This is a genomic window from Williamsia sp. M5A3_1d, assembly GCF_053345315.1.
Genome location: NZ_JBKEZX010000004.1, coordinates 192,824 through 215,430 on the forward strand (window position 1 = coordinate 192,824; position 22,607 = coordinate 215,430).

The 22,607-nt window shown below is 69.6% G+C and carries 20 protein-coding genes; 15 read left to right on the forward strand and 5 right to left on the reverse strand.

The window, feature by feature from the left end; all coding sequences use genetic code 11:
* Positions 1-19: 19 nt before the first annotated feature.
* Positions 20-763 carry a peroxide stress protein YaaA gene (gene yaaA / locus ACLBW1_RS17795; protein ID WP_447813143.1) on the reverse strand — a complete coding sequence of 248 codons (744 nt, stop codon included), beginning with the start codon at positions 761-763 and terminating at the stop codon, positions 20-22.
* Positions 764-833: 70 nt separating this feature from the next.
* On the opposite strand from yaaA, the gene ACLBW1_RS17800 reads away from it, so the two are divergent.
* Complete coding sequence (locus ACLBW1_RS17800; RefSeq protein WP_447813608.1) at positions 834-2,558, forward strand: proline--tRNA ligase; 1,725 nt, start codon at positions 834-836, stop codon at positions 2,556-2,558.
* Here the strand turns inward: ACLBW1_RS17800 and ACLBW1_RS17805 are convergent.
* Together ACLBW1_RS17805 and ACLBW1_RS17810 are read right to left on the reverse strand one after the other, a co-directional pair.
* The gene (locus tag ACLBW1_RS17805) at positions 2,538-2,972 is read right to left on the reverse strand and encodes a ferritin-like domain-containing protein (protein WP_447813144.1); all 435 of its coding nucleotides are present in this window, start codon (positions 2,970-2,972) and stop codon (positions 2,538-2,540) included. The two genes, ACLBW1_RS17800 and ACLBW1_RS17805, sit on opposite strands and share 21 nt — an antisense overlap.
* Positions 2,969-3,604: a hypothetical protein gene (locus ACLBW1_RS17810; RefSeq protein ID WP_447813145.1), complete on the reverse strand. Its 636-nt coding sequence runs from the start codon at positions 3,602-3,604 to the stop codon at positions 2,969-2,971. The genes ACLBW1_RS17805 and ACLBW1_RS17810 overlap by 4 nt, the downstream gene beginning before the upstream one ends.
* 181 nt (positions 3,605-3,785) lie before the next feature.
* On the opposite strand from ACLBW1_RS17810, the gene rimP reads away from it, so the two are divergent.
* From rimP to truB, 10 genes are all read left to right on the forward strand, one after another.
* Positions 3,786-4,427, forward strand: a complete 642-nt coding sequence (gene rimP / locus ACLBW1_RS17815) for a ribosome maturation factor RimP (RefSeq protein ID WP_447813146.1) — start codon at positions 3,786-3,788, stop codon at positions 4,425-4,427.
* Positions 4,424-5,440, forward strand: a complete 1,017-nt coding sequence (gene nusA, locus ACLBW1_RS17820; RefSeq protein WP_447813147.1) for a transcription termination factor NusA — start codon at positions 4,424-4,426, stop codon at positions 5,438-5,440. Before rimP ends, nusA begins: the two co-directional genes overlap by 4 nt.
* A gap of 62 nt (positions 5,441-5,502) precedes the next feature.
* Positions 5,503-5,856, forward strand: a complete 354-nt coding sequence (locus tag ACLBW1_RS17825) for a YlxR family protein (protein ID WP_447813148.1) — start codon at positions 5,503-5,505, stop codon at positions 5,854-5,856.
* A 145-nt stretch (positions 5,857-6,001) separates the two neighbouring features.
* Positions 6,002-8,872: a translation initiation factor IF-2 gene (infB, locus tag ACLBW1_RS17830; RefSeq protein WP_447813149.1), complete on the forward strand. Its 2,871-nt coding sequence runs from the start codon at positions 6,002-6,004 to the stop codon at positions 8,870-8,872.
* A gap of 261 nt (positions 8,873-9,133) precedes the next feature.
* Positions 9,134-9,670: a 30S ribosome-binding factor RbfA gene (rbfA, locus tag ACLBW1_RS17835; protein ID WP_447813150.1), complete on the forward strand. Its 537-nt coding sequence runs from the start codon at positions 9,134-9,136 to the stop codon at positions 9,668-9,670.
* Positions 9,671-9,768: 98 nt separating this feature from the next.
* Positions 9,769-10,752 carry a DHH family phosphoesterase gene (locus ACLBW1_RS17840; protein WP_447813151.1) on the forward strand — a complete coding sequence of 328 codons (984 nt, stop codon included), beginning with the start codon at positions 9,769-9,771 and terminating at the stop codon, positions 10,750-10,752.
* Complete coding sequence (locus ACLBW1_RS17845; RefSeq protein ID WP_447813152.1) at positions 10,749-12,107, forward strand: MATE family efflux transporter; 1,359 nt, start codon at positions 10,749-10,751, stop codon at positions 12,105-12,107. Before ACLBW1_RS17840 ends, ACLBW1_RS17845 begins: the two co-directional genes overlap by 4 nt.
* 74 nt (positions 12,108-12,181) lie before the next feature.
* A complete protein-coding gene (locus ACLBW1_RS17850; protein WP_447813153.1) occupies positions 12,182-13,177 on the forward strand; it encodes a metallophosphoesterase family protein in 996 nt (331 codons plus the stop codon).
* Positions 13,174-13,842, forward strand: coding sequence for a 4'-phosphopantetheinyl transferase family protein (locus tag ACLBW1_RS17855; RefSeq protein WP_447813154.1), 669 nt, complete (start codon positions 13,174-13,176; stop codon positions 13,840-13,842). Before ACLBW1_RS17850 ends, ACLBW1_RS17855 begins: the two co-directional genes overlap by 4 nt.
* Positions 13,833-14,780 (forward strand): tRNA pseudouridine(55) synthase TruB, encoded by a 948-nt coding sequence (gene truB, locus ACLBW1_RS17860; protein ID WP_447813155.1) that lies wholly within the window; start codon positions 13,833-13,835, stop codon positions 14,778-14,780. The genes ACLBW1_RS17855 and truB overlap by 10 nt, the downstream gene beginning before the upstream one ends.
* An 18-nt stretch (positions 14,781-14,798) precedes the next feature.
* Here the strand turns inward: truB and ACLBW1_RS17865 are convergent, their stop codons facing one another.
* Positions 14,799-15,512 carry a metal-dependent transcriptional regulator gene (locus ACLBW1_RS17865; protein ID WP_447813609.1) on the reverse strand — a complete coding sequence of 238 codons (714 nt, stop codon included), beginning with the start codon at positions 15,510-15,512 and terminating at the stop codon, positions 14,799-14,801.
* 162 nt (positions 15,513-15,674) lie between these two features.
* Between ACLBW1_RS17865 and ACLBW1_RS17870 the strand changes: the two genes are divergently transcribed.
* From ACLBW1_RS17870 to ACLBW1_RS17885, 4 genes are all read left to right on the forward strand, one after another.
* A complete protein-coding gene (locus tag ACLBW1_RS17870; protein ID WP_447813156.1) occupies positions 15,675-16,676 on the forward strand; it encodes a bifunctional riboflavin kinase/FAD synthetase in 1,002 nt (333 codons plus the stop codon).
* Positions 16,677-16,808: 132 nt separating this feature from the next.
* Complete coding sequence (gene rpsO, locus ACLBW1_RS17875) at positions 16,809-17,078, forward strand: 30S ribosomal protein S15 (protein ID WP_447813157.1); 270 nt, start codon at positions 16,809-16,811, stop codon at positions 17,076-17,078.
* A 419-nt stretch (positions 17,079-17,497) separates the two neighbouring features.
* The gene (locus ACLBW1_RS17880) at positions 17,498-19,768 is read left to right on the forward strand and encodes a polyribonucleotide nucleotidyltransferase (RefSeq protein WP_447813158.1); all 2,271 of its coding nucleotides are present in this window, start codon (positions 17,498-17,500) and stop codon (positions 19,766-19,768) included.
* A gap of 8 nt (positions 19,769-19,776) precedes the next feature.
* The gene (locus ACLBW1_RS17885) at positions 19,777-21,096 is read left to right on the forward strand and encodes a M16 family metallopeptidase (RefSeq protein ID WP_447813610.1); all 1,320 of its coding nucleotides are present in this window, start codon (positions 19,777-19,779) and stop codon (positions 21,094-21,096) included.
* Here the strand turns inward: ACLBW1_RS17885 and ACLBW1_RS17890 are convergent, their stop codons facing one another.
* Positions 21,097-22,593, reverse strand: a complete 1,497-nt coding sequence (locus tag ACLBW1_RS17890; RefSeq protein WP_447813159.1) for an amino acid permease — start codon at positions 22,591-22,593, stop codon at positions 21,097-21,099. It lies immediately after the preceding gene.
* Between the last annotated feature and the right edge of the window lie 14 nt (positions 22,594-22,607).

A 22,607-nucleotide genomic window follows, 5' to 3' on the forward strand; every position in this document is an offset into this window, starting at 1 on the left:
CACCGCCGACGGGCTCGGGTCAGTCGGTGAGGATGATCAGTTCGCGGTCGGAGGCGATCTCGGTGCGCTGACCACCATCGGCCACCACCGACGCCAGCGACGAGATGTCGCGCACCGCCCGTCGGGTGGTCACCAGCGTCCGCGCCATCACACCCTTGTGGTGCTTGTTGAAGTGACTGACGACGCTGCGCGATCCGTCGGTGTCCTCGGTCAGGACCGTCACCTCGATCGACCCGGTGACCGGCCCCAGCGCCCGATAGCCACCCGACCGGAGATCGATGACCATGTCGGTCTCGAGGCCCTCGAGCGCGGCCGACAGGTCCGGCTTCCACTGCGACGCCAACGTCCCGACGCCCGGCAGTCGTGACCCCGCGGAGAGTCGATACGCGGGGATCGGGTCACCCGCGCGGACCACGCCGAACAACGCGGAACCGATCGCGAGTCGTTCGCGCGCCTTTGCCTTCGATGCTCGGGTGAGTCCCCCGACGTCGAGGGCGTCGTAGAGGACGCCGGTGTACCGCTCGATGGCCGGCCGGGTCGGTGAGGTGAACAGCGCGGCGTTGCGCGCGACCTCGTCGAGCTGGGTGCGACCGAGACCCAGTGCGGTGGCGCTGGACTCGGGGTCGTCGGCGAGATCGACCAATGCCTCGGTGAGGCGCGCCCGGATCGGCGTCAACGTGGGAAACGACAGGGCGCCGAGATCGAGTGGGGCGCCACGCCCTCCGTCGGACTTGGTCTCCGACGGCGGCAGGATGATCAACACGATCGCCCACGCTAGCGGCAGGCGCCACCGCCTTCGCGAGCAACTAGGCTGACTTCCCGTGATCACCCGTATGTCGACCCTGTTCCTCCGCACGCTGCGCGACGACCCCGCCGATGCGGAGGTGCCGAGCCACAAGCTGTTGGTGCGCGCCGGTTACGTGCGTCGCGTCGCGCCCGGCGTGTACAGCTGGCTGCCGCTGGGCCTGCGCGTGCTGCGTCGGGTCGAGAACGTCGTGCGCGAGGAGATGGACCGCATCGGCGCGCAGGAGATCTCGCTGCCCGCGCTGCTGCCGCGTGAACCGTACGAGACGACAGGCCGCTGGACCGAGTACGGCGACGCGCTGTTCCGCCTCAAGGACCGGCGGGGTGCCGACATGCTGCTGGGCCCCACCCACGAGGAACTCTTCGCCCAGCTGGTGAAGGGGGAGTACTCGTCGTACAAGGACCTGCCCGTCACGCTGTATCAGATCCAGACGAAGTACCGAGACGAGGAACGGCCCCGCGCCGGGATCCTGCGCGGACGCGAGTTCGTGATGAAGGACTCGTACTCGTTCGATCTCGACGAGGCGGGCACCAAGGCCTCCTACACCGCCCACCGTGAGGCCTACCAGGCGATCTTCGCCCGCCTCGGTGTCCGCTACGTCATCGTCGCCGCCACGTCGGGGGCCATGGGCGGGAGTGCGTCGGAGGAGTTCCTGGCCGAGAGCGAGGTGGGGGAGGACACCTACGTCCGCTCGCCCGAATCGGGCTACGCCGCCAACGTCGAGGCCGTCGTCACCCCCAGCCCGCCGCCGATCCCCATCGAGGGACAGCCCGAGGCGGCGGTGTACGAGACCGGATCGACCCCCACCATCGCGACCCTCGTCGACTGGGCCAACGAGACCCTCGACCGGCCCGTGACGGCCGCCGACACCCTCAAGAACGTCATGGTGAAGGTCGTGGTGCCGGGCAAGGAGCCCGAGATCGTCGGCATCGGGGTCCCCGGTGACCGTGAGGTCGACATGAAGCGGCTCGAGGCGTCGTTCGAACCCTCGACCGTCGAACTGCTCGACGAGGCCGATTTCGTCGCCAACCCGTTCCTGGTGAAGGGCTACATCGGTCCGCGTGGACTCATCGCCCACGGGGTCCGGTATCTCGTCGATCCCCGTGTCGTCGACGGCACGAGTTGGATCACCGGTGCCGACGAGAAGGGCAAGCATGTCGTCGGGCTGGTCGCCGGGCGCGACTTCGTCGCCGACGGCACGGTGGAGGCCGCCGCGATCCGCGACGGCGACCCGTCCCCCGACGGCACCGGCACGCTGGTCTCGGCGCGGGGCATCGAGATCGGGCACATCTTCTCCCTGGGACAGAAGTACACCGACGCCTTCGAGGTCGATGTGCTCGGTGAGAACGGCAAGCCCGTCCGTCTCATCCAGGGCTCCTACGGCGTGGGGGTGTCGCGGCTGGTCGCGGTCATCGCCGAGCAGACCCACGACGAGAAGGGGCTGTGCTGGCCGGAGTCGGTGGCGCCGTTCGACGTCCACATCGTGATCGCCAACGCCAAGGACGCGGCCATCGTCACCGGCGCCCAGGAGCTGGCCGCCGACCTCGACTCCTGGGGACGTGAGGTGCTGCTGGACGATCGCAAGGCCTCACCCGGGGTGAAGTTCAAGGACGCCGAGTTGCTCGGCACGCCCTACATCGTCGTCGTCGGTCGTGGTTTCGTCGACGGCCTCGTGGAGGTGCGGGTCCGTGCGACCGGAGAGGTCAGCGAGGTGCCCGTCGCCGACGTGCGGTCAGCTCTGGGTGCCCGGTGACGCGACCGTCGCCGGCGAGATCCGCAGCACCAGACGCCAGGTCGCGGCCCGTCGCGCGGAGTCGCTGAGCGCATCGACCCCGGTCTGTCGCTGCGAGCGGTCGTCGGCGCGTTCGAGCAGCGAACGGTAGGCGCGTGCGCAGTCCTGTTCGGCGGCGAGGACGGCCCGGATCGCGGTCACCGGGTCGGTGATCGACACCGGCGGGACGTACCCCGCGGCCGGCAGCGGGGCGGTGACCTTGGCCGCCAGCATCAGGCTTTCGAGTTCGTCTCGGCGAGAACGGTGTTCGGCGGTGTAGTCGGCGATCGTGTCGCGGCGTGACGCGGCCGCGTATGCCACGGCCACGCCGTAGACGAACACGGCGGCGTTCTCCGCCTCGACGGCGGCACCCAGGGCGTCGGTGGCCTCGCTCATGCGAGCTGCACCTCGATCTCGGCGGTCAGCGCGGCGGCGACCGAGCCCAGCATCCCGGCGCGGTATCCCTGACCGGCCACGGCGAGGCCCGCAGCGGCCGACCGGGCATCGCTCAGGCGTCCGCGCAGGTCGTCGACGGACGTCACCGCGGCGGCCGCCTCGGTGACCGACGGCGCCGAGGATGTCGGTGACGCGGCATCGGCGCCCGTCGTGGCGGCCGGCGACGGATCGGCGACCACCCCCGAGGCCGAACTCGGCCGCGCCACGTCGGGGGACAGGCGGGCGATCTCGTCGTTGATGAGCGTGGCGTGGGTCTGTCGCTCGGCCGCGATCACGGCGAGGGCCGCGGCACGGTCGGGTGCGCGGGCGGCGAGCGCGGTCGCCGCGGCGGCATCGACCGACGCCGCGACCGACAGCGGCGCCAGTTGCTGCGCGATCCGCATGTCCTCGGTCACCTCGGCGCCACTCCCGCAGGCCGCGAGGGCCCCTGCGCCGAGGACCGCACCGGTCGAGACCACCGCGGTGGTGCGCAGGAGCCCGCGACGGGACACGACGGCCCCGCCGACACGGGGTGCCGCGACCTGGTCGGAGGCGGGTCGGGCGCGCGGGGGACGGGTTGGGGTGTCGGTCACAGGCGTTCATACTGCCAGCCGGGTGCCGGTGTCGACGGGCGGCGCGGTCGTCGGTCGCGTCGGGTGTCGGGGTGCCGACGGCGGTCCGACGTGGACCGGAGCACCCCTGGCGGCGGGGTAAACTCACCTCTCGCACGACGCGCGGGTTCTCTGCGCGACAACTTCAGACGAGGAGGCGCTCATGGCGGATGACAGCCAGGCGATCGGCGCCATGATCTCCGGGGTCGTCGGTGACGCGGGCTTCGACCTCGACGACGTGATCGTCCACCGCTCCGGCGATCGCAGTGTGGTCCGCGTGATCGTCGACTCCGAGCAGGGCGGTGACCTCGAGTTGCTCGCCGACCTCAGTCGCGCCGTCTCCGAGGTGCTCGACGCCGCCGACCCACCCGTCCTGGGCGCACTGCGCTACACCCTCGAGGTCACCTCGCCCGGGGTCGACCGTCCACTGACCCGGCCACGGCACTGGCGCCGTGCCCAGGGTCGCAAGATCGTCGTCGACCTCGCCGACGGGAGCACCGTCACCGGTCGCGTCGGTCGGTTCGCCGATGACGAGTCGACCGTCGACATCGTCGTCACCGACCGCGGTCGCAGCACCGTCCGCACCCTGCCCGTCACCGACGTCGCCAAGGCGGTGGTGCAGGTCGACTTCGGTCGCGCCGGCCGCGAGGAGCGCCTCCTGTGCGGCCTGCCCGAGGAGACCGAGGTGCGCGCCCCGGTCGCGGTCTGGGAGGAGCCCGGACCCGACACCGACGACCCCCTGCAGCCCGAACCGCAATCCGACTCCGTCGAGGCGGCACCAGACGCCACGAGAGGACACGCATGAACATCGACATCGCCGCACTGCGGATGATCGAGTCCGACAAGGGGATCCCGATCGACACCGTGATCACCGCCATCGAGACGGCCTTGATCACCGCGTACCGCCACACCGACGGTTTCGCCCAGCACGCGCGGATCGACGTGAACCGCAAGACCGGTGCGGTGCGGGTGATGGCCCAGACCCGTGACGAGAACGACCAGCTGATCTCCGAATGGGACGACACCCCCGAGGGGTTCGGGCGCATCGCCGCGACGACGGCACGCCAGGTGATCCTGCAGCGTCTGCGCGACGCGGAGAACGAGAAGAACTTCGGCGACTACGTCGCTCACGAAGGACAGATCGTGGGCGGCGTGGTCCAGCAGGACTCGCGGGCCAACGCCCGCGGCATGGTCATCGTCCGCATCGGCAGCGAGGCCACCGGGACCGAGGGCGTCATGCCCTCGGCCGAACAGGTCCCCGGCGAGACCTACAAGCACGGCGACCGCATCAAGTGCTACGTCGTCGGCGTGGCCCGCGGGGCCCGCGGCCCCCAGATCACCCTCTCGCGCACCCACCCGAACCTCGTACGCAAGCTGTTCTCCCTCGAGGTGCCCGAGATCGAGGACGGCTCGGTCGAGATCGTCGCGGTCGCACGGGAGGCGGGTCACCGCTCGAAGATCGCCGTGCACACCGGTGTCGCCGGTCTCAACGCCAAAGGCGCCTGCATCGGGCCGATGGGACAGCGCGTGCGGAACGTGATGAGCGAGCTGGCGGGGGAGAAGATCGACATCATCGACTTCGACACCGACCCGGCGATGTTCGTCGGCAACGCGCTGTCGCCGTCCAAGGTGGTGTCGGTGACCGTGGTCGACCCGGTGGCCAAGGCCGCCCGCGTCGTCGTCCCCGACTACCAGCTGTCGCTGGCGATCGGCAAAGAGGGACAGAACGCCCGTCTGGCCGCCCGGTTGACCGGATGGCGCATCGACATCCGCTCCGACGCCGAGGTCGAGGCGGCCGGATCCTCGGACCGCACCTGAGGACGCGCACCCCGGCGCGGTGTCGTGGCGCCGACGATTTGCGGCGGGCGGTAGACTCTTCGATGGTAGAAAAAGCGCTGACGACCATCGGTCCCGTGCGAACGTGCATCGGTTGTCGGACGCGAGCCGCGGCCGCAGATCTCGTGCGGGTCGTGGCAGCAGTCGAGCAGGGTGCGCCGATCGTGACGATCGACCGGACCTCGACCATGCCGGGACGCGGTGCCTGGCTGCATCACAGTCCGGACTGCGTCCGGGCGGCGGTGCGGCGCAAGGCCTTCGCACCGGCGCTCAGGGTGCCCGGACTCATTGCCGACGCCGACCGTCTCGAACGCGAGATGGCCGACAGCGGGGATGACCGGACGCGAAGTACAGACGGTCGTATCACGACCGAAGGCGCGAGCCGGTCACATCGGTGACCGGTCGAGAGCCGAGGACGCGAGTCCTCGGCAGAACGGGTGGCAGAAGACATGAGCACACCGTGAAGTTCCCACGATGAGCACGTTTCTAACGTAATCCGAGGTCGCAGCGGGCAGCCCGCTCGACCTCCAAGTGAGGAGAGCAGTGGCAGGCAAGGCCCGCGTGCACGAGTTGGCAAAAGAACTCGGCGTCACGAGCAAACAAGTCCTGGCTCGATTGAGCGAGCAGGGCGAATTCGTCAAATCAGCGTCATCCACCGTCGAGGCACCGGTCGCACGTCGACTGCGTGAGTCGTTCCCGGCCGCCGCAGGCGCGTCGACCCCGTCGGGTTCGAACGGTGCGGCCCAGAAGAGCACGACCCAGAGCGGTGCAGCCCAGAACGGTGCGGCCACCACCGCGCCGTCCCCCGGATCCGGCGCGAAGCCCGGTGGCCGCAGGCCGTCGGCACCGAGCCCCGCCTCGGCCGCCGCCGCAGCGGCACCTGCGCCGGCCGCCCCGACACCGTCGGCACCGACCCCGACAGCGCCCACGCCGTCGGCACCCACCCCGGCCGCACCGACCCCGGCACCGCGTCCCGCGGCGGCGACCCCTGCCGCCGAGGCACCTGCACCGCAGGCCCCGGCCGCGGCGTCGGCGGCCCCGACCGAGGCGCCCCCTGCGGCTCCCGGCCCCCGTACGCCGGCCGGTCCCAAGCCCGGCCCGCGCGCGCCCCGCGTCGGCAACAATCCGTACTCGTCGGCGCCCGCCCCGCGGCCGCCGGCATCCCGTCCGGCAGCGCCCGGCGCCCCCGGTGCCGGTCGTCCGGCCGCCGGTCCCGGCGGACCGCGTCCGGCTCCCGGCGCAGGCGGACCCCGTCCCAGCCCCGGCAGCATGCCCCCTCGTCCGAATCCCGGTGCGATGCCGTCGCGTTCGGCGCGTCCCGCCCCGGGCGGTCGTCCCGGCGGTCCCGGCGCACGTCCGGGTGGTCCGGGCGGTCGTCCCGGCGGCGGTGGCGGTGGTTACCGCGGCGGCGGCGCTCCCACGGGCGCACCGACCGGTGGACCTCCCGGTGGTTTCCGGGGACGTCCCGGTGGTGGCGGTCGTGGCCGTGGCGGCGGTGCCGCAGGTGCCTTCGGTCGTCCCGGCGGAGCGCCCCGCAAGGGACGCAAGTCGAAGCGTCAGAAGCGCCAGGAATACGACTCGATGCAGGCACCGGCCGTCGGTGGCGTCCGGTTGCCCCGTGGCAACGGTGAGACGATCCGTCTCGCCCGCGGCGCGTCGCTCGTCGACTTCGCCGACAAGATCGACGCCAACCCGGCCGCGCTGGTCCAGGCGCTGTTCAACCTCGGCGAGATGGTCACGGCCACCGAGTCGGTGAACGACGAGACGCTCGAGCTGCTCGGCGGCGAGATGAACTACGTCGTGCAGGTCGTCAGCCCGGAGGACGAGGACCGCGAGCTGCTCGACAGCTTCGACCTCACCTACGGCGAGAACGAGGGCGGCGAGGACGAGCTCGAGCAGCGTCCGCCGGTGGTGACCGTGATGGGTCACGTCGACCACGGCAAGACCCGACTGCTCGACACGATCCGCAAGGCCAACGTCCGCGAGGGTGAGGCCGGCGGCATCACGCAGCACATCGGTGCCTACCAGGTGCTCACCGAGCTCAACGGCGACGAGCGGCTCATCACCTTCATCGACACCCCGGGTCACGAGGCGTTCACCGCCATGCGTGCCCGCGGCGCGAAGTCGACCGACATCGCGATCCTCGTGGTCGCGGCCGACGACGGCGTCATGCCGCAGACGGTGGAGGCGATCAACCACGCCCAGGCGGCCGACGTGCCGATCGTGGTCGCGGTCAACAAGATCGACAAGGAGGGTGCGGATCCGCAGAAGATCCGTGGCCAGCTCACCGAATACGGTCTGATCCCCGAGGAGTACGGCGGCGACGCGATGTTCGTCGACATCTCCGCGCGGGAGAACACCAACATCGAGGCACTCCTCGAGGCGGTCCTGCTCACCGCGGACGCGTCGCTCGACCTGCGGGCCAACCCCGACATGGACGCCCAGGGTGTCGCCATCGAGGCGCACCTCGACCGCGGCCGTGGCCCGGTGGCCACCGTGCTCGTGCAGCGCGGAACGCTCAAGGTCGGCGACTCGATCGTCGCCGGCGACGCCTACGGACGTGTGCGTCGCATGGTCGACGAGCACGGCGAGGACGTGGCCGAGGCGACACCGTCGCGGCCCGTGCAGGTCATCGGGTTCACCTCGGTGCCCGGCGCCGGCGACAACCTCCTCGTCGTCGACGAGGACCGCATCGCCCGCCAGATCGCCGACCGTCGCAATGCGCGCAAGCGCAACGCGATGGCCGCACGCAGCCGCAAGCGGATCAGCCTCGACGATCTCGACGCCGCCCTCAAGGAGACGTCGCAGCTCAACCTCATCCTCAAGGGTGACAACTCGGGCACCGTGGAGGCACTCGAGGAGGCGCTGCTAGGCATCGACATCGGCGACGAGGTGCAGCTGCGCGTCATCGACCGTGGTGTCGGTGGCGTGACGGAGACCAACGTCAACCTCGCGACGGCGTCGGACGCGATCATCGTCGGGTTCAACGTCCGGGCGGAGGGCAAGGCCACCGAGCTGGCCAACCGCGAGGGTGTCGACATCCGGTACTACACGGTGATCTACCAGGCGATCGACGAGATCGAGAGCGCGCTCAAGGGCATGCTCAAGCCGATCTACGAAGAGGTCGAGCTCGGCCGTGCGGACATCCGTGCGATCTTCCGCTCGTCCAAGGTCGGCAACATCGCCGGTTGCCTGGTCACCTCGGGAATCATGCGACGCAACGCCAAGGCGCGTCTCCTGCGCGACAACGTGGTGGTGGCCGAGAACCTCACCATCTCGTCGCTCAAGCGGGAGAAGGACGACGCGACCGAGGTCCGCGACGGCTACGAATGTGGTCTCACCATCACCTACAACGACATCAAGGTCGACGACGTGATCGAGACCTACGAGTTGCAGGAGAAGGCGCGTAGTTGATCGGTCCCGTCGTCGACGGACATCAAGGTCGACGACGTGATCGAGACCTATGAGTTGCAGGAGAAGGCGCGTAGTTAATCGATTCCGTCGTCGACGGACATCAAGGTCGACGACGTGATCGAGACCTACGAGTTGCAGGAGAAGGCGCGCACCTAGATCGCGTCTGCACAGCACGACCACCCGACGCCCGGGCGTCCCGCACCGACGGGATCCCGGGCGTCGGGCTCGGCGGACAACCCACCACCGCGAAGGAGTGACCTCATGGCCGACCCGGCACGGGCACGACGGATGGCCAAGCGGATCTCGTCGATCGTCGCCTCGGCGATCGGCTCGGAGATCAAGGATCCGCGGCTGAACTTCGTCACCGTCACCGACACGAAGGTGACCAACGACCTCCACGACGCGACCATCTACTACACGGTGATGGGCGAATCCCTCGACGTCGCACCCGATTACGAGGGTGCGGCGGCCGGACTTGCGCGCGCCACCGGTCTCCTGCGCTCCAAGGTCGGCGCCGGGACCGGCGTCCGGTTCACCCCGACGCTGCGATTCGTCCTCGACACCGTTCCCGACACCGCACGGCACATGGAGGAACTCGTCGCCCGCGCCCGTGCGCACGACGAGATGCTGGCCCGCCAGGCCCGCGATGCCGTCCCGGCCGGGGATCCCGACCCCTACCGCGACGACGTCTCGATCGCCGACGAGGCGACCACACCCGGCTCGGCCGAGGACGCGAGTTCGCCGCAGGGCGCCGACCCCGCTGACTACGATGGGCCGGACGCGGCCGACCGACGGTGACGGGCGCGGCCGGGCGGCGGCCGAGGCCGCCGGTCGGTACCGGGCACGACGATGCGGACGGGACAGATGTGAGCGGGGCAGGTGTGAGCGGGGCAGGTGTGAGCGGATCTGGGCAGACGACCGACGCACTCACCGTGCCACGGGCTCGCACCGCTGCGGCCCTGCGCGACGCCCGCGCGGTCACCGTGCTCTGCCACGTCCGTCCCGACGCCGACACCATCGGCAGCGGCCTCGCACTCGCACTCGCACTTGATGCGACCGGGGTCGATGTGGAGGTCGCGTTCCCCGGCCCGTGGCCGCTCCCCGACGCGCTGGCCTCGCTCCCCGGCGCCAAGCTCATCGTCGAACCCGACGACCTCGTCGGTCATCCCGTCGCCGTCGCGATGGACTGCGCCAGCGCCGAACGCCTCGGTGATCTCGCGGGTGTCCTCCTCGCCGCCGACACCGGGATCGTCGTCGACCACCACGCCTCCAACCGAGGGTTCGGCGACATCGACCTGATCGACCCCACCGCCGACTGCACCGCCGAACTCGTACTCGGCATCCTCGACGAGGCCGAACTGACCGTCGATCGCGACATCGCGACCTGCCTGTTCGCAGGGCTCGTCACCGACACCGGGTCGTTCCGGTGGGCCCGGCCCAACTCCCATGTGCTCGCGGCCCGCCTCCTCGAGACCGGTGTCGACGGCCAGGGGTGGACCCGCACGCTGCTCGACACCCACCAGTTCGGGTGGCTGACGATGGTCTCCGAGGCACTGCAGTCGGCGGTGCTCGTCCCCGACGCTTTCGGCGGCAGCGGCCTGGTCTACGCGGTGGTCGACCACCGATGCAGCGCAGCCATCGACTGGGACGAGGCCGAGAGCGTCATCGACCTCGTGCGCACCGTCGGCGACGCCGACGTCGCCGTGGTCTTCAAGGAAGCCGCGCCGCAGGAGTGGACGGTGTCGATGCGTGCACGCTCGCACACCGATCTCGTACCGCTGGCCCGCTCCCAGGGCGGCGGCGGCCACCCCCACGCCGCGGGGTTCAGCGCGTCGGGTCCGGCCGACGAGGTCATCGAGAAGTTCCTCACCGCGGTGTGACCGGCTCGGACACCGCCGCCGCGCCCCCGTCGGGGCGAACCATCCTGCGTCTGGCCTCGTCGGCACTGATCGTCCTGGTGGCCGAACCCCTCTATCTGATGGAGGATCTCGCCGTCGTCGGCCGACTCGGCGCCGTCGCCCTGGCCGCGCTCGGTGTCGGATCGCTGATCCTGGGCGTCGTCAGCACCCAGCTCACCTTCCTGTCGTACGGCACCACGGCCCGATCGGCCCGCATGTTCGGTCGGGGTGACCGGCGCGCGGCGATCGCCGAGGGTGTCGCGGCCAGCTGGCTCGCCGTCGGGGTCGGCATCGCCATCGCGGTGGTGATGACCATCGCCGCCCCCACCGTCGTCGGGCTGATCGCGCCCGGTGACGGCGTCGACACCGAGGCCGTCGGATGGTTGCGGATCGCCGTCTGCGGTGTCCCGCTCATCCTGCTGTCGATGGCCGGCAACGGCTGGATGCGCGGCGTCCAGGACACCCGCAGGCCGGTCGTCTTCGTGGTGATCGGTCTGGGGCTGAGTGCCGTGTTGTGCCCGATCCTCGTGCACGGGTTGCTCGGCGCCCCCGAGATGGGACTGCACGGCAGCGCCGTCGCCAACGTCGTCGGTCAGTCGGTGGCGGGGGTGCTGTTCGCGCGACAGGTCGTCGTCGCGGCCCGACGGTCGGCGCCCGACGAGCCGTGGACGGCTCTGCTCGCGCCCCGTCGTCGCGTCATCGGCGCGCAGTTGTCGATGGCACGCGACCTCATCGTGCGGAGCCTGTCGTTCCAGGTCTGCTTCCTCTCCGCCGCGGGCGTCGCCGCGCGCTTCGGGGTCGCGTCGCTCGCCGCACACCAGGTGGTGTTGCAGCTGTGGAACTTCGTGTCGCTGGTCCTCGACGCACTGGCCATCGCCGCGCAATCCCTCGTCGGCGCCGCGCTGGGTGCCCGCGCCGTCAGGGCGGCGGGAGTCGTGGCCCGACGGGTCACCGTCGTCTCGGTCGGTGTCGCCCTCGCCGTCGCGGCGGTGTTCGCGGTGGCACGCACCCCGATGGGGCGGATCTTCACCGACGACACCGACGTCCTCGCCGCGCTGGACACGCCGTGGTGGTTCCTCATCGGCATGCTGCCCGTCGCGGGTGTGGTGTTCGCCCTCGACGGTGTCCTCCTGGGCAGCGGCGACGCCGCGTATCTGCGCACCACGACCGTCGCGAGTGCGCTCATCGGGTTCCTGCCGATCATCTGGCTGTCGTTGGTGTTCGACTGGGGACTGGCCGGTATCTGGACCGGACTCGCCCTGTTCATGCTCTGCCGCCTCGTGGCGCTCTCGGTGCGGATGGCCGGTGGTCGATGGACCCTCGTGGAGATCCGATGAGGCGTCGATAGACTCTGACATCGTCCCCGTCCGACAGAGGCGTGACGACAAGGGCGTAGGACGAGGAGGTCTGTGTGCCGACCCTGTGGGCGATCAGCGATCTCCACGTCAGCCACCGCGGTAACGACGAGGTGCTCGACCGGATCCATCCCGAACACCCCGACGACTGGCTGATCGTCGCCGGAGACGTCGCCGAGCGCACCGACGACATCATCGAGACGCTGCGGCGACTCAAGGCCAAGTTCGCGACCGTGGTGTGGGTGCCGGGCAACCACGAGCTGTACACCACCGCCAAGGACCCCCTGCAGATCCACGGAGTCGCCCGTTACGACTACCTCGTGCAGGCCTGCCGCGACCTCGGTGTCATCACCCCCGAGGAGATCTATCCGCAGTTCGACCCCGGCGACGGCACCCCTCCGGTGCGGGTGGTCCCGATGTTCCTGTTGTACGACTACACGTTCCGACCCGAGGGCACGACCAACAAGTTCGCCGCCCTGGCGCTGGCCCGCGAGCACGACGTGGTCGCCACCGACGAGTTCCTGCTGTCGCCGGAGCCGTTCGCCACGCGCGACGCCTGGGGGCGAGACCGGATCGAACGCACGCGCACCCGACTCGATGCGATCGATCCGTCGGAGCGGACGATTCTCATCAATCACTGGCCGCTGCGGCGTGAACCGACCGACGCCCTGATGTACCCGGAATTCGCACTGTGGTGCGGCAGCGAGCTGACCCACGACTGGCACACCCGCTACAACGCCGCATGCTGCGTCTACGGGCACCTCCACATCCCCCGGACCACCTGGTACGACGACGTCCGCTTCGAGGAGGTCTCGGTCGGGTACCCGCGGGAATGGCAACGTCGCGGGCTCCCGGATCCGTTGCTGCGCAAAATCGTTCCCGATGGCGGACTGCGTCCGGAACACCTGCCCGAGCACGGTGCACGCTTCGACCTCCCGCCGGACTACCGCGAGCGCGCCGAGGCCTTCAAAGCGAGTGTCGTCGCCAAACGGGAGGCGCGGGCACGCAGGCTCGCCGCCCGGGCCGAGCGCGACACGGGGGGACCGCGGTGATCGACGAGCTTCTCGCGCCGGGTGTCGCGGCGGCCGAGGCCTTCGCCGACCCCGACGACCTCGAACTGCTGCCCGCCGAGATCTCGCTCGTGGCGCGCGCGGTCGAGAAACGGCGGTCGGAGTTCACCACGGCGCGCGGCCTCGCTCGCCGCGCGCTGGGCACCCTCGGGGTGGAACCGGTCCCCATCCTGCGCGGCGAGAAGGGCCAACCCCTGTGGCCGCGCGGTGTGGTCGGCAGCCTCACCCACTGCGACGGCTACCGCGCCGCGGTCGTCGCCTACAAGCTGCAGTGCCGGTCGGTGGGCATCGACGCCGAACCCCACGGCGAACTGCCCGACGGAGTCCTCGATCACGTCACCCTCGCTGCCGAACGTGACGTGCTCGCCACCCGGTCGGGCGACATCCACTGGGACCGACTGCTGTTCTGCGCCAAGGAGGCGACGTACAAGGCGTGGTTCCCGCTGACCGAGCGATGGCTGGGTTTCGAGGACGCACACATCACCTTCGAGCGAGACACGGCCGGGGGCGGCGTCACCGCGGCGGGAACCTTCCACTCCGAACTGCTCGTCGACGGTGCCGTGATCGACGGCGGGCCGCCGCTGAAGTCGTTCGACGGTCGCTGGCGCATCGAACACGGACTGGTGGTCACCTCGATATGTCTGTGAACCCGAACACGTCCCCCGACGGGCCCGATCGCGCGGAGAACGCGCACATCGCCGCCGCGGGTCTCGTCGTGGTCGACAAACCGGGCGGTATGACGAGCCACGACGTCGTCGCAAAGTGCCGCAAAGCGTTCCGGACGCGCAAGGTCGGACACGCCGGCACCCTCGACCCGATGGCGACGGGGGTCCTCGTCCTCGGTCTCGAGCGCGCCACCAAACTGCTCGGTCTGCTGTCGCTCACCACGAAGTCGTACTCGGCCACGATCCGACTCGGAGCGGGCACCGACACCGACGACCGCGAGGGCGTGCTCGGCCAACGGACCGACATCTCAGGCCTTGACATCGCAGCCGTCGCCGCGGCGGTCGAGGCCTTCGTCGGTGAGATCGATCAGGTCCCGGCGACGGTCAGCGCCATCAAGGTCGACGGCCGACGCGCGCACGATCGCGCCCGCAGCGGCGAGGAGTTCGCGCTGGCGTCGCGCCGGGTCACGGTGTCGCGCTTCGACATCGGAGACCACCGGATCGACGACGAGTGGTTCGACGTCGACGTCGAGGTCGACTGCTCTTCGGGCACCTACATCCGGTCGTTGGCCCGCGACCTCGGCGCCGCCCTCGGGGTCGGGGGACACCTGACCGCGCTGCGCCGCACCGCGGTCGGCCCCTTCACCCTTTCGCAGGCCACGCCGCTGGCGGCGATCGTCGACGATCCGGCTCCCACGCCGACTCTCGACATCGACGCCGCGGTCACCCTCGCGTTCCCGACCCGGCCCGTCGACGACGTCGAGGCCCAGACGGTGAGCAACGGACGGTGGCTCGACCCGATCGGGATGCGCGGTGTGTACGCGGCGGTCGACCGGCACGGTCGGGCGATCGGACTGCTCGAGGAGAAGGGCAAACGGGCGGCGTCGGTGATGGTGGTCCGCCCGTCGACGATGCGCTGACCGGCGTCGAAACCTCGGTCAGGTAGCCGGCGGGATGTCGAGCCAGATGGCCCGGGTCGCGATGTCGCCGAGGTCTATCGGTTCGGAACCGTCGACCGCGACCGCGACCGTCCCGGCGAACGGACGCTGCTCGACGACCTCGATGCGACGGTCCAGCGCGATGCCGACGGAGTCGAAGTACCGCAGCATCGCCGGATCGGTGTCGGCGATCCGCGCGACCCGGCCCGACCGTCCGGGATGGACGTCGGCCAGCTGACACGCGGGCGACTCCGGGACCGCGCCGTCGGGATCGGGGATCGGGTCGCCGTGCGGGTCTCGCGTCGGGTGGCCCAATTTCGCGTCGAGGCGTTCCATGAACCGGTCCGACATCGCGTGCTCGAGCACCTCGGCCTCGTCGTGCACCTCGTCCCAGCCGTATCCGAGCTCGCGGACCAGGAACGTCTCGATCAGTCGGTGACGGCGCACCATCGACACCGCGGCACGGCGGCCCGACTCGGTGAGCGTCACCGATCCGTAGCGGGCGTGCGACACCAGGCCCTGGTCGGCGAGTTTGCGTACGGCCTCCGACACCGTCGACGGCGACACGGCGAGCTTCTCGGCCAGGAGTTTGGTGGTCACCTTCGTCGACGACCACTCCTGCGCGGTCCAGATGACCTTCAGATAATCCTGCGTGACCGAGCTGAGTTCGGTCACGGGGGTGGTCGGCGCATCGCTGCTCGCGACCGTTGTCACGGTGGGCGCGGCGTCGCGGCTCGGCTCGCCGCCGGTGGAAGGCACCCCACGAGCTTAGGGCAGGGCAACTCGATCACCGACGAGCACTCGCGGGAGTCGCTGTCGTGCCCCGACCGGACGCGGGTCTGGTACCCAGTTGGGCGTCCCCGTACGCTTGGCCCCGTGCTGCGATGGCGAGGGTTGGACGATATCCCCGCGGGCTGGGGCCGATGTGTCGTGACCATCGGGGTGTTCGACGGCGTGCACCGGGGACACGCCCAGTTGATCGCCACCGCAACCTCGATCGCGAAGAAGCGCGGGGTGCCCGCGGTCCTGATGACCTTCGATCCGCATCCGGCCGAGGTCGTGCGTCCGGGCAGCCATCCGCAGCAGCTCTCCACCCTCACCCGGCGCGCCGAACTGGCCGAGGAACTCGGTATCGACGTCTTCTGTGTCATGCCGTTCACGCCGGTGCTCGCCGCGCAGTCGCCGAAGGACTTCGCCCACGAGGTGCTCGTCGAGGGTCTGCACGCTGCCGATGTCGTGGTCGGTGCCAACTTCACCTTCGGCAAGAAGGCCGCGGGCACGGTCGACGTGCTCACGTCGCTGGGCCGCACGTTCGGGTTCGAGGTCCACGCCGTCTCGCTGCTCGGCGAGGGAGCGGGCGCCGCGGCCCCGGATTCCGGTGTCACCGACCGCCCGTCGGTCACCTTCTCCTCCACCTACATCCGCTCGTGCGTCGCCGCGGGTGACGTCGAGGCCGCCGCCGAGGCGCTCGGCCGCCCTCATCGGGTCGAGGGAGTGGTGGTGCGCGGCGACGGTCGGGGTCGCGAGATGGGTTATCCGACCGCCAACGTCGCGCCGCCCATGTATTCGGCCATCCCGTCCGACGGCGTCTACGCGGCGTGGTTCACGGTGCTCGGTGCCGGGCCGGTCGTCGGACAGGTGGTGCCGGGGGAGAGCTACCGCGCGGCGGTCTCGGTGGGGTCGAACCCCACGTTCTCCGGGCGCACCCGCACGGTCGAGGCGTTCGTCCTCGACACTCACGCCGATCTCTACGGCCAGCACGTCGCGGTGGACTTCGTCCGACGGATCCGCGGGATGGTCAAGTACGAGGGCATGGAGCCGTTGATCAGACAGATGGACGACGACGTGATCAAGACCCGCGAGGCGCTGGCGGACTGAGCGCGCCCGACGATTTGGGTGGGGTGCGAATGCGCTGGTAGCCTGGCCGATCGGCGCATGCTGCGGTTCGCGGCGGCTGCGCCAGGGCCTTGGGCCCCTTCCTCGCGCGAACTCTCATCACAGGAGAACACCATGGCGTTGACCACGGATCAGAAGAAGTCGATCCTTTCCGAGTACGGCCTGCACGAGACCGACACCGGATCCCCCGAGGCACAGATCGCGATGCTCACCAAGCGCATCAGCGACCTGACCGAGCACCTCAAGACCCACAAGCACGATCACCACAGCCGTCGCGGTCTGCTGCTGATGGTCGGCCGCCGCCGTCGTCTGCTCAAGTACGTCGCCAAGGTCGACGTCAACCGCTACCGCTCGCTGATCGAGCGCCTCGGCCTGCGTCGCTGACGCAGCTCGCACCGAAACATCCCACGAACCGCGTGTCCGGAGCCGGACACGCGGTTCGTGTCGTCTCACCCCTCGTCGCGCGTCGGGTCACGCGATGAACCGGTCGACGGACGCCCAGTGCTACCCTCGCCATGGACCCGATGCCACGAGATGGTTTTCGCTTCACGCGTGCCCCGAGTTCGGACGATCGGTCTTCGGTAGTGGCTGCCGGAACCCGCGGAACTCCTCCGCAGTGTTCCGACCGCTTCGATCGACGGCCGTCGCCGAACCTCCTCCGCCTGTTGTTCGCGGACATCCGCACCTGTTCGGAAATCCTTCTCTCGGGCATCGACCCACAGCACCCGTCCGTCTGGACGGGCGCTGCTACACCGCTGCGCCGCGATGACACGCGCGCATCGAACGAGAGGATTCATCCACACATGACCGATGTCACCACCGCGCCCGAGGCCGTCGAGTACGACGACGAGATCACCGAGGCGACCGCCGTCATCGACAACGGCTCCTTCGGCACCCGCACGATCCGCTTCGAGACCGGCCGCCTCGCGCAGCAGGCCGCCGGCGCCGTCGTCGCCTACCTCGACGACGAGAACATGCTGCTCTCGGCGACCAGCGCCGGGAAGCACCCCAAGGACCAGTTCGACTTCTTCCCCCTCACGATCGACGTCGAGGAGCGGATGTACGCCGCCGGGCGCATCCCCGGGTCGTTCTTCCGTCGCGAGGGCCGCCCCTCGACCGACGCGATCCTGACCTGTCGCCTGATCGACCGGCCGCTGCGCCCGTCCTTCGTCGACGGCCTGCGCAACGAGATCCAGGTCGTCATCACCGTCCTGTCGCTGGATCCCAACGACCTCTACGACGTCGTCGCGATCAACGCCGCGTCGGCGTCCACCCAACTCGCGGGTCTGCCGTTCTCCGGCCCCGTCGGCGGCGTGCGCGTCGCGCTCATCCCGACCGAGTCCAACCGGGCCGGCCAGTGGGTCGCGTTCCCGACCGTCGAGCAGCTCGAGGGCGCCGTGTTCGACATGGTCGTCGCCGGCCGCATCGTCGGCGAGGGCGACACCGCCGACGTCGCGATCATGATGGTCGAGGCCGAGGCCACCGACAACGTCATCGAGCTCATCGAGGGCGGGGCACAGGCCCCCACCGAGGCCATCGTCGCCGAGGGCCTCGAGGCCGCGAAGCCGTTCATCCGCTCGCTGTGCGAGGCGCAGAAGCAGCTCGCCGCGCAGGCCGCCAAGGCCACCGGCGAGTTCCCGCTGTTCCCCGCGTACCAGTCCGACGTGTACGACGCCGTCGAGTCGGCGGGCAAGGACCGCCTCTCGGAGATCCTGACCATCGCGGGCAAGACCGAGCGTGACGACAAGACCGACGAGCTCAAGGGCGACATCCTCGGCTCGCTCGGCGAGCAGTTCGCCGGGCGCGAGAAGGAGATCGGCGCGGCCTACCGCTCGCTGACCAAGAAGCTCGTGCGTCAGCGCATCCTCACCGATCACTTCCGCATCGACGGCCGTGGCATCACCGACATCCGGTCGCTCTCGGCCGAGGTCGCACTGATCCCGCGCGCCCACGGCAGCGCCCTGTTCGAGCGTGGCGAGACCCAGATCATGGGCGTCACCACCCTCGACATGGTCAAGATGGCGCAGCAGATCGACTCGCTCGGGCCCGAGACCTCCAAGCGCTACATGCACCACTACAACTTCCCGCCGTACTCGACCGGTGAGACCGGTCGTGTCGGGTCGCCGAAGCGTCGCGAGATCGGCCACGGAGCGCTCGCCGAGCGTGCGCTCATGCCGGTGCTGCCCAGCGTCGACGAGTTCCCGTACGCCATCCGTCAGGTCTCCGAGGCGCTGTCCTCGAACGGCTCGACCTCGATGGGGTCGGTCTGTGCGTCGACCATGTCGCTGCTCAACGCCGGTGTGCCGCTCAAGGCGCCGGTGGCGGGTATCGCGATGGGTCTCGTGTCCGACGAGGTCGACGGGGAGACGCGCTACGTCGCCCTCACCGACATCCTCGGTGCCGAGGACGCGTTCGGTGACATGGACTTCAAGGTCGCCGGCACGAAGGACTTCGTAACGGCCCTGCAGCTCGACACCAAGCTCGACGGCATCCCGTCGGCCGTGTTGGCCGGCGCGCTGAGCCAGGCCAAGGACGCCCGCACCACCATCCTCGAGGTGATGGCCGAGGCGATCGACGAGCCCGACGAGATGAGCCCCTTCGCTCCTCGCGTCACCACCGTGAAGGTGCCGATCGACAAGATCGGCGAGCTGATCGGGCCCAAGGGCAAGAACATCAACGCGATCACCGAGGAGACCGGCGCCAACATCTCCATCGAGGACGACGGCACCGTGTTCGTCGGTGCCACCGATGGCGTCAAGGCGCAGGCCGCGATCGACCGCATCAACGCGATCGCGAACCCGCAGCTGCCCAAGGTCGGCGAGCGGTTCCTCGGAACCGTCGTCAAGACAACGGCATTCGGCGCGTTCGTGTCGCTGCTCCCCGGCCGTGACGGTCTGGTCCACATCTCTAAGCTGGGTCAGGGCAAGCGCGTCAACAAGGTCGAGGACGTCGTGACCGTCGGCGGCAAGCTCCGCGTGGAGATCGCCGACATCGACGACCGCGGCAAGATCAGCCTCGTGCCGGTCTCGGATGTGTCCGATGCGGCCACCGCGGACACCGCGGCGGCCGAGTAAGACTCGCGCTGAACGACACCACACGCACGCAGCCCACCGGGACCCGCGACTCCGTACGGAGAAGCGTTCTCCCCGGTGGGCTGCGTGTTGTCACCGAACACATCCCGGGGGTCCGATCGGCGTCGATCGGCCTGTGGGTCGGCGTCGGCTCACGCGACGAGAAGCCCAGCGTCGCCGGTGCCGCGCATTTCCTCGAACACCTGCTGTTCAAGGCGACCCCGACGCGCACCGCGTCGTCGATCGCCCAGGACATGGACGCCGTCGGCGGAGAACTGAATGCGTTCACCTCCAAGGAGCACACCTGCTTCTACGCGCACGTCCTCGACGAGCACGCCGACATGGCGATCGACATGGTCGCCGACGTGGTGCTGCGTGGTCGATGCACGTCCGACGACGTCGACACCGAGCGCGACGTGGTCCTCGAGGAGATCGCGATGCGCGACGACGATCACGAGGACCTGCTCGCCGACGCGTTCATGACCGCCACGTTCGGTGATCACCCGATCGGACGTCCGGTGATCGGGTCCGCAGAATCGATCGCGGCCATGTCGCGCAGGCAGATCCAGTCGTTCCACACCCGCCGCTACACCCCCGACAAGATGGTGTTGGCCGTGGCCGGCAACGTCGCCCACCGCGACGTCCTGGCCCAGGTACGGCGGTCGTTCGGAGCGCACCTCCAGCAGGGTGTCGCTGCCACCCCTCCACGACGCAGCGGCCACCGGCCTCCGACACGGGCGGGCCTGGAACTGATCCATCGCGACAGCGAGCAGACCCACCTGATGCTCGGCGTACCCACCCCGGGTCTCGCCGACGACGACCGCTGGGCCCTGTCGGTGCTCAACGCCGCGATCGGCGGCGGCCTGAGTTCACGTCTTTTCCAACAGATCCGGGAGGAACGCGGACTGGCGTACTCGGTGTACTCCGGGGTCGACTCGTTCAGCGACGTGGGCACGTTCTCGGTCTATGCGGGCTGCAACCCCGACCGCCTCGCCGACGTCACATCGGTGGCGATCGACATCCTCCGCGACGTCGCCCGTGACGGCATCACCGACGCCGAATGTGCCCGCGCGAAGGGCGCCCTGCGCGGTTCGCTGCTGCTGGGTCTCGAGGACACGCAGTCGCGAATGCACCGAATCGGCAGTGCCGAACTGGATTTCGGGCGCAGGCGACCGGTGGCGCGTTCGTTGCGTCAGATCGAATCGGTACGGACCCTGCAGGTGTCGGCGTTGGCGGCGCGGCTGCTCGGTGCCGCGCCGGCGGTCGCGGTGGTCGGTCCCTACCGGCGCACACGCGACCTGCCCGCATCGGTGCGGGCCCTCACCACCTGATCAGTCCTTCCGGGCGGAGAACTCCCGCTCCTTCGCCGCCCAGGTCGACTCGATCTTGCCGTCGGTGTTGGCTTTCACGTTGTCGCGGATGAGGAACCATCCGCCGATGAGCAGCGCGGCGATGAACGGGATCCCGATCACCACGACATAGAAGTCGACGCGGCCACCCTCCTTGTCTAGCCACCCCGACACCCCGAGCCCGACGATGACCGCGACGAGGAACACGAGCCCGAAGATGGACGTGTACGGATGGCCGGGTGCCTGGAACTTGCTCTTCTCGATGATTCCCTTGTTCACCAGTGATCGCAGTTTGAGCTGGCACGCGAAGATGGTGCCCCAGGTGAACACGATGCCCAGCGATGCGGCCTCGAGCGCGATGTCGAACGCCCGGCCGGGCACCAGGACGTTGAGGATCACCCCGAGCACATAGACGACGGTGGTCATCGCGATACCCGCCCAGGGCACACCGCCGTTGCTCATCTTCGTGGTGAAACCCGGTGCCTGCTTGCTCATCCCGAGGCTACGCAGCACGCGGCCGGTGGAGTAGAGCCCGGAATTGAGGCTGCTCATCGCGGCCACGATCAGCACGACCTGGATCACGTCGCCCATCCAGCCGAATCCGAGCTTGTTGAACACGGTCACGAACGGACTCGTCCCCGACGTGTACGAGGTCGTCGGCAACATGGCGCACAGCAGGAGGATGGAGCCGATGTAGAAGATCGCGATACGGAAGATGACCGCGTTCACCGCGCGGGGGACCTCCTTGTCGGAGTCCTCCATCTCGCCGGCCGCGACACCGACCATCTCGATGGCGGCGTAGGCGAACACCACGCCCGACATCACGAGGATCGGTCCGTACCAGTTGTAGGCGCCGCTGGTCGGCCAGAACCCACCCGGGTTGTCCCAGAGGTTGGAGAACCCGGCCTGGTGGTCGCCGACGTGCACCGCACCGAACACGACGACGAGTCCCACGATGAGGAACAGGACGATGGCGCCGACCTTGAGGATGGAGGCCCAGAACTCGAACTCGCCGAATGCCTTCGCGCTGAGCAGGTTCACGGCGAGGACCACCACGAGGGCGATCAGTGCCGAACCCCAGTTCGGCATCGACGGGAAGTTGTTGTTGACGTACACCCCGACCGCCGACAGCTCGGCGATGCCGGTCAGGGCCCAGTTGAGCCAGTACATCCAGCCGGTCACGTACGCGGCCTTCTCGCCGAAGAACTCCCGCATGTAGGAGACGAAGGCGCCGCTGGTGGAGCGGTGCAGCACGAGTTCGCCGAGGGCGCGCATGAGGAAGTAGGCGACGAGCCCGGCGATGGCGTAGCTGACGAGCAGCGCCGGACCGTTCGCGTTGAGGCGCGAGGCCGAACCGAGGAACAGTCCGGTGCCGATCGCGCCGCCGATCGCGATCATCTGCACCTGGCGCCGCCCGAGCGACTGTTTGTAGCCGACCTGCTCCGCGTCGAGTCCTGACGTGCCGATGTCTGTGCTCATGTCGCCCTCCGTAC

Excerpts from the sequence above, each read along its gene's own strand:
- ACLBW1_RS17890 (WP_447813159.1), bottom strand. The coding sequence starts at position 22,593 with ATGAGCACAGACATCGGCACGTCAGGACTCGACGCGGAGCAGGTCGGC.
- ACLBW1_RS17800 (WP_447813608.1), top strand. The coding sequence starts at position 834 with ATGTCGACCCTGTTCCTCCGCACGCTGCGCGACGACCCCGCCGATGCG.
- ACLBW1_RS17805 (WP_447813144.1), bottom strand. The coding sequence starts at position 2,972 with ATGAGCGAGGCCACCGACGCCCTGGGTGCCGCCGTCGAGGCGGAGAAC.
- ACLBW1_RS17880 (WP_447813158.1), top strand. The coding sequence starts at position 17,498 with ATGACCGATGTCACCACCGCGCCCGAGGCCGTCGAGTACGACGACGAG.
- nusA (WP_447813147.1), top strand. The coding sequence starts at position 4,424 with ATGAACATCGACATCGCCGCACTGCGGATGATCGAGTCCGACAAGGGG.
- ACLBW1_RS17825 (WP_447813148.1), top strand. The coding sequence starts at position 5,503 with ATGGTAGAAAAAGCGCTGACGACCATCGGTCCCGTGCGAACGTGCATC.
- rpsO (WP_447813157.1), top strand. The coding sequence starts at position 16,809 with ATGGCGTTGACCACGGATCAGAAGAAGTCGATCCTTTCCGAGTACGGC.
- truB (WP_447813155.1), top strand. The coding sequence starts at position 13,833 with ATGTCTGTGAACCCGAACACGTCCCCCGACGGGCCCGATCGCGCGGAG.
- rimP (WP_447813146.1), top strand. The coding sequence starts at position 3,786 with ATGGCGGATGACAGCCAGGCGATCGGCGCCATGATCTCCGGGGTCGTC.
- rbfA (WP_447813150.1), top strand. The coding sequence starts at position 9,134 with ATGGCCGACCCGGCACGGGCACGACGGATGGCCAAGCGGATCTCGTCG.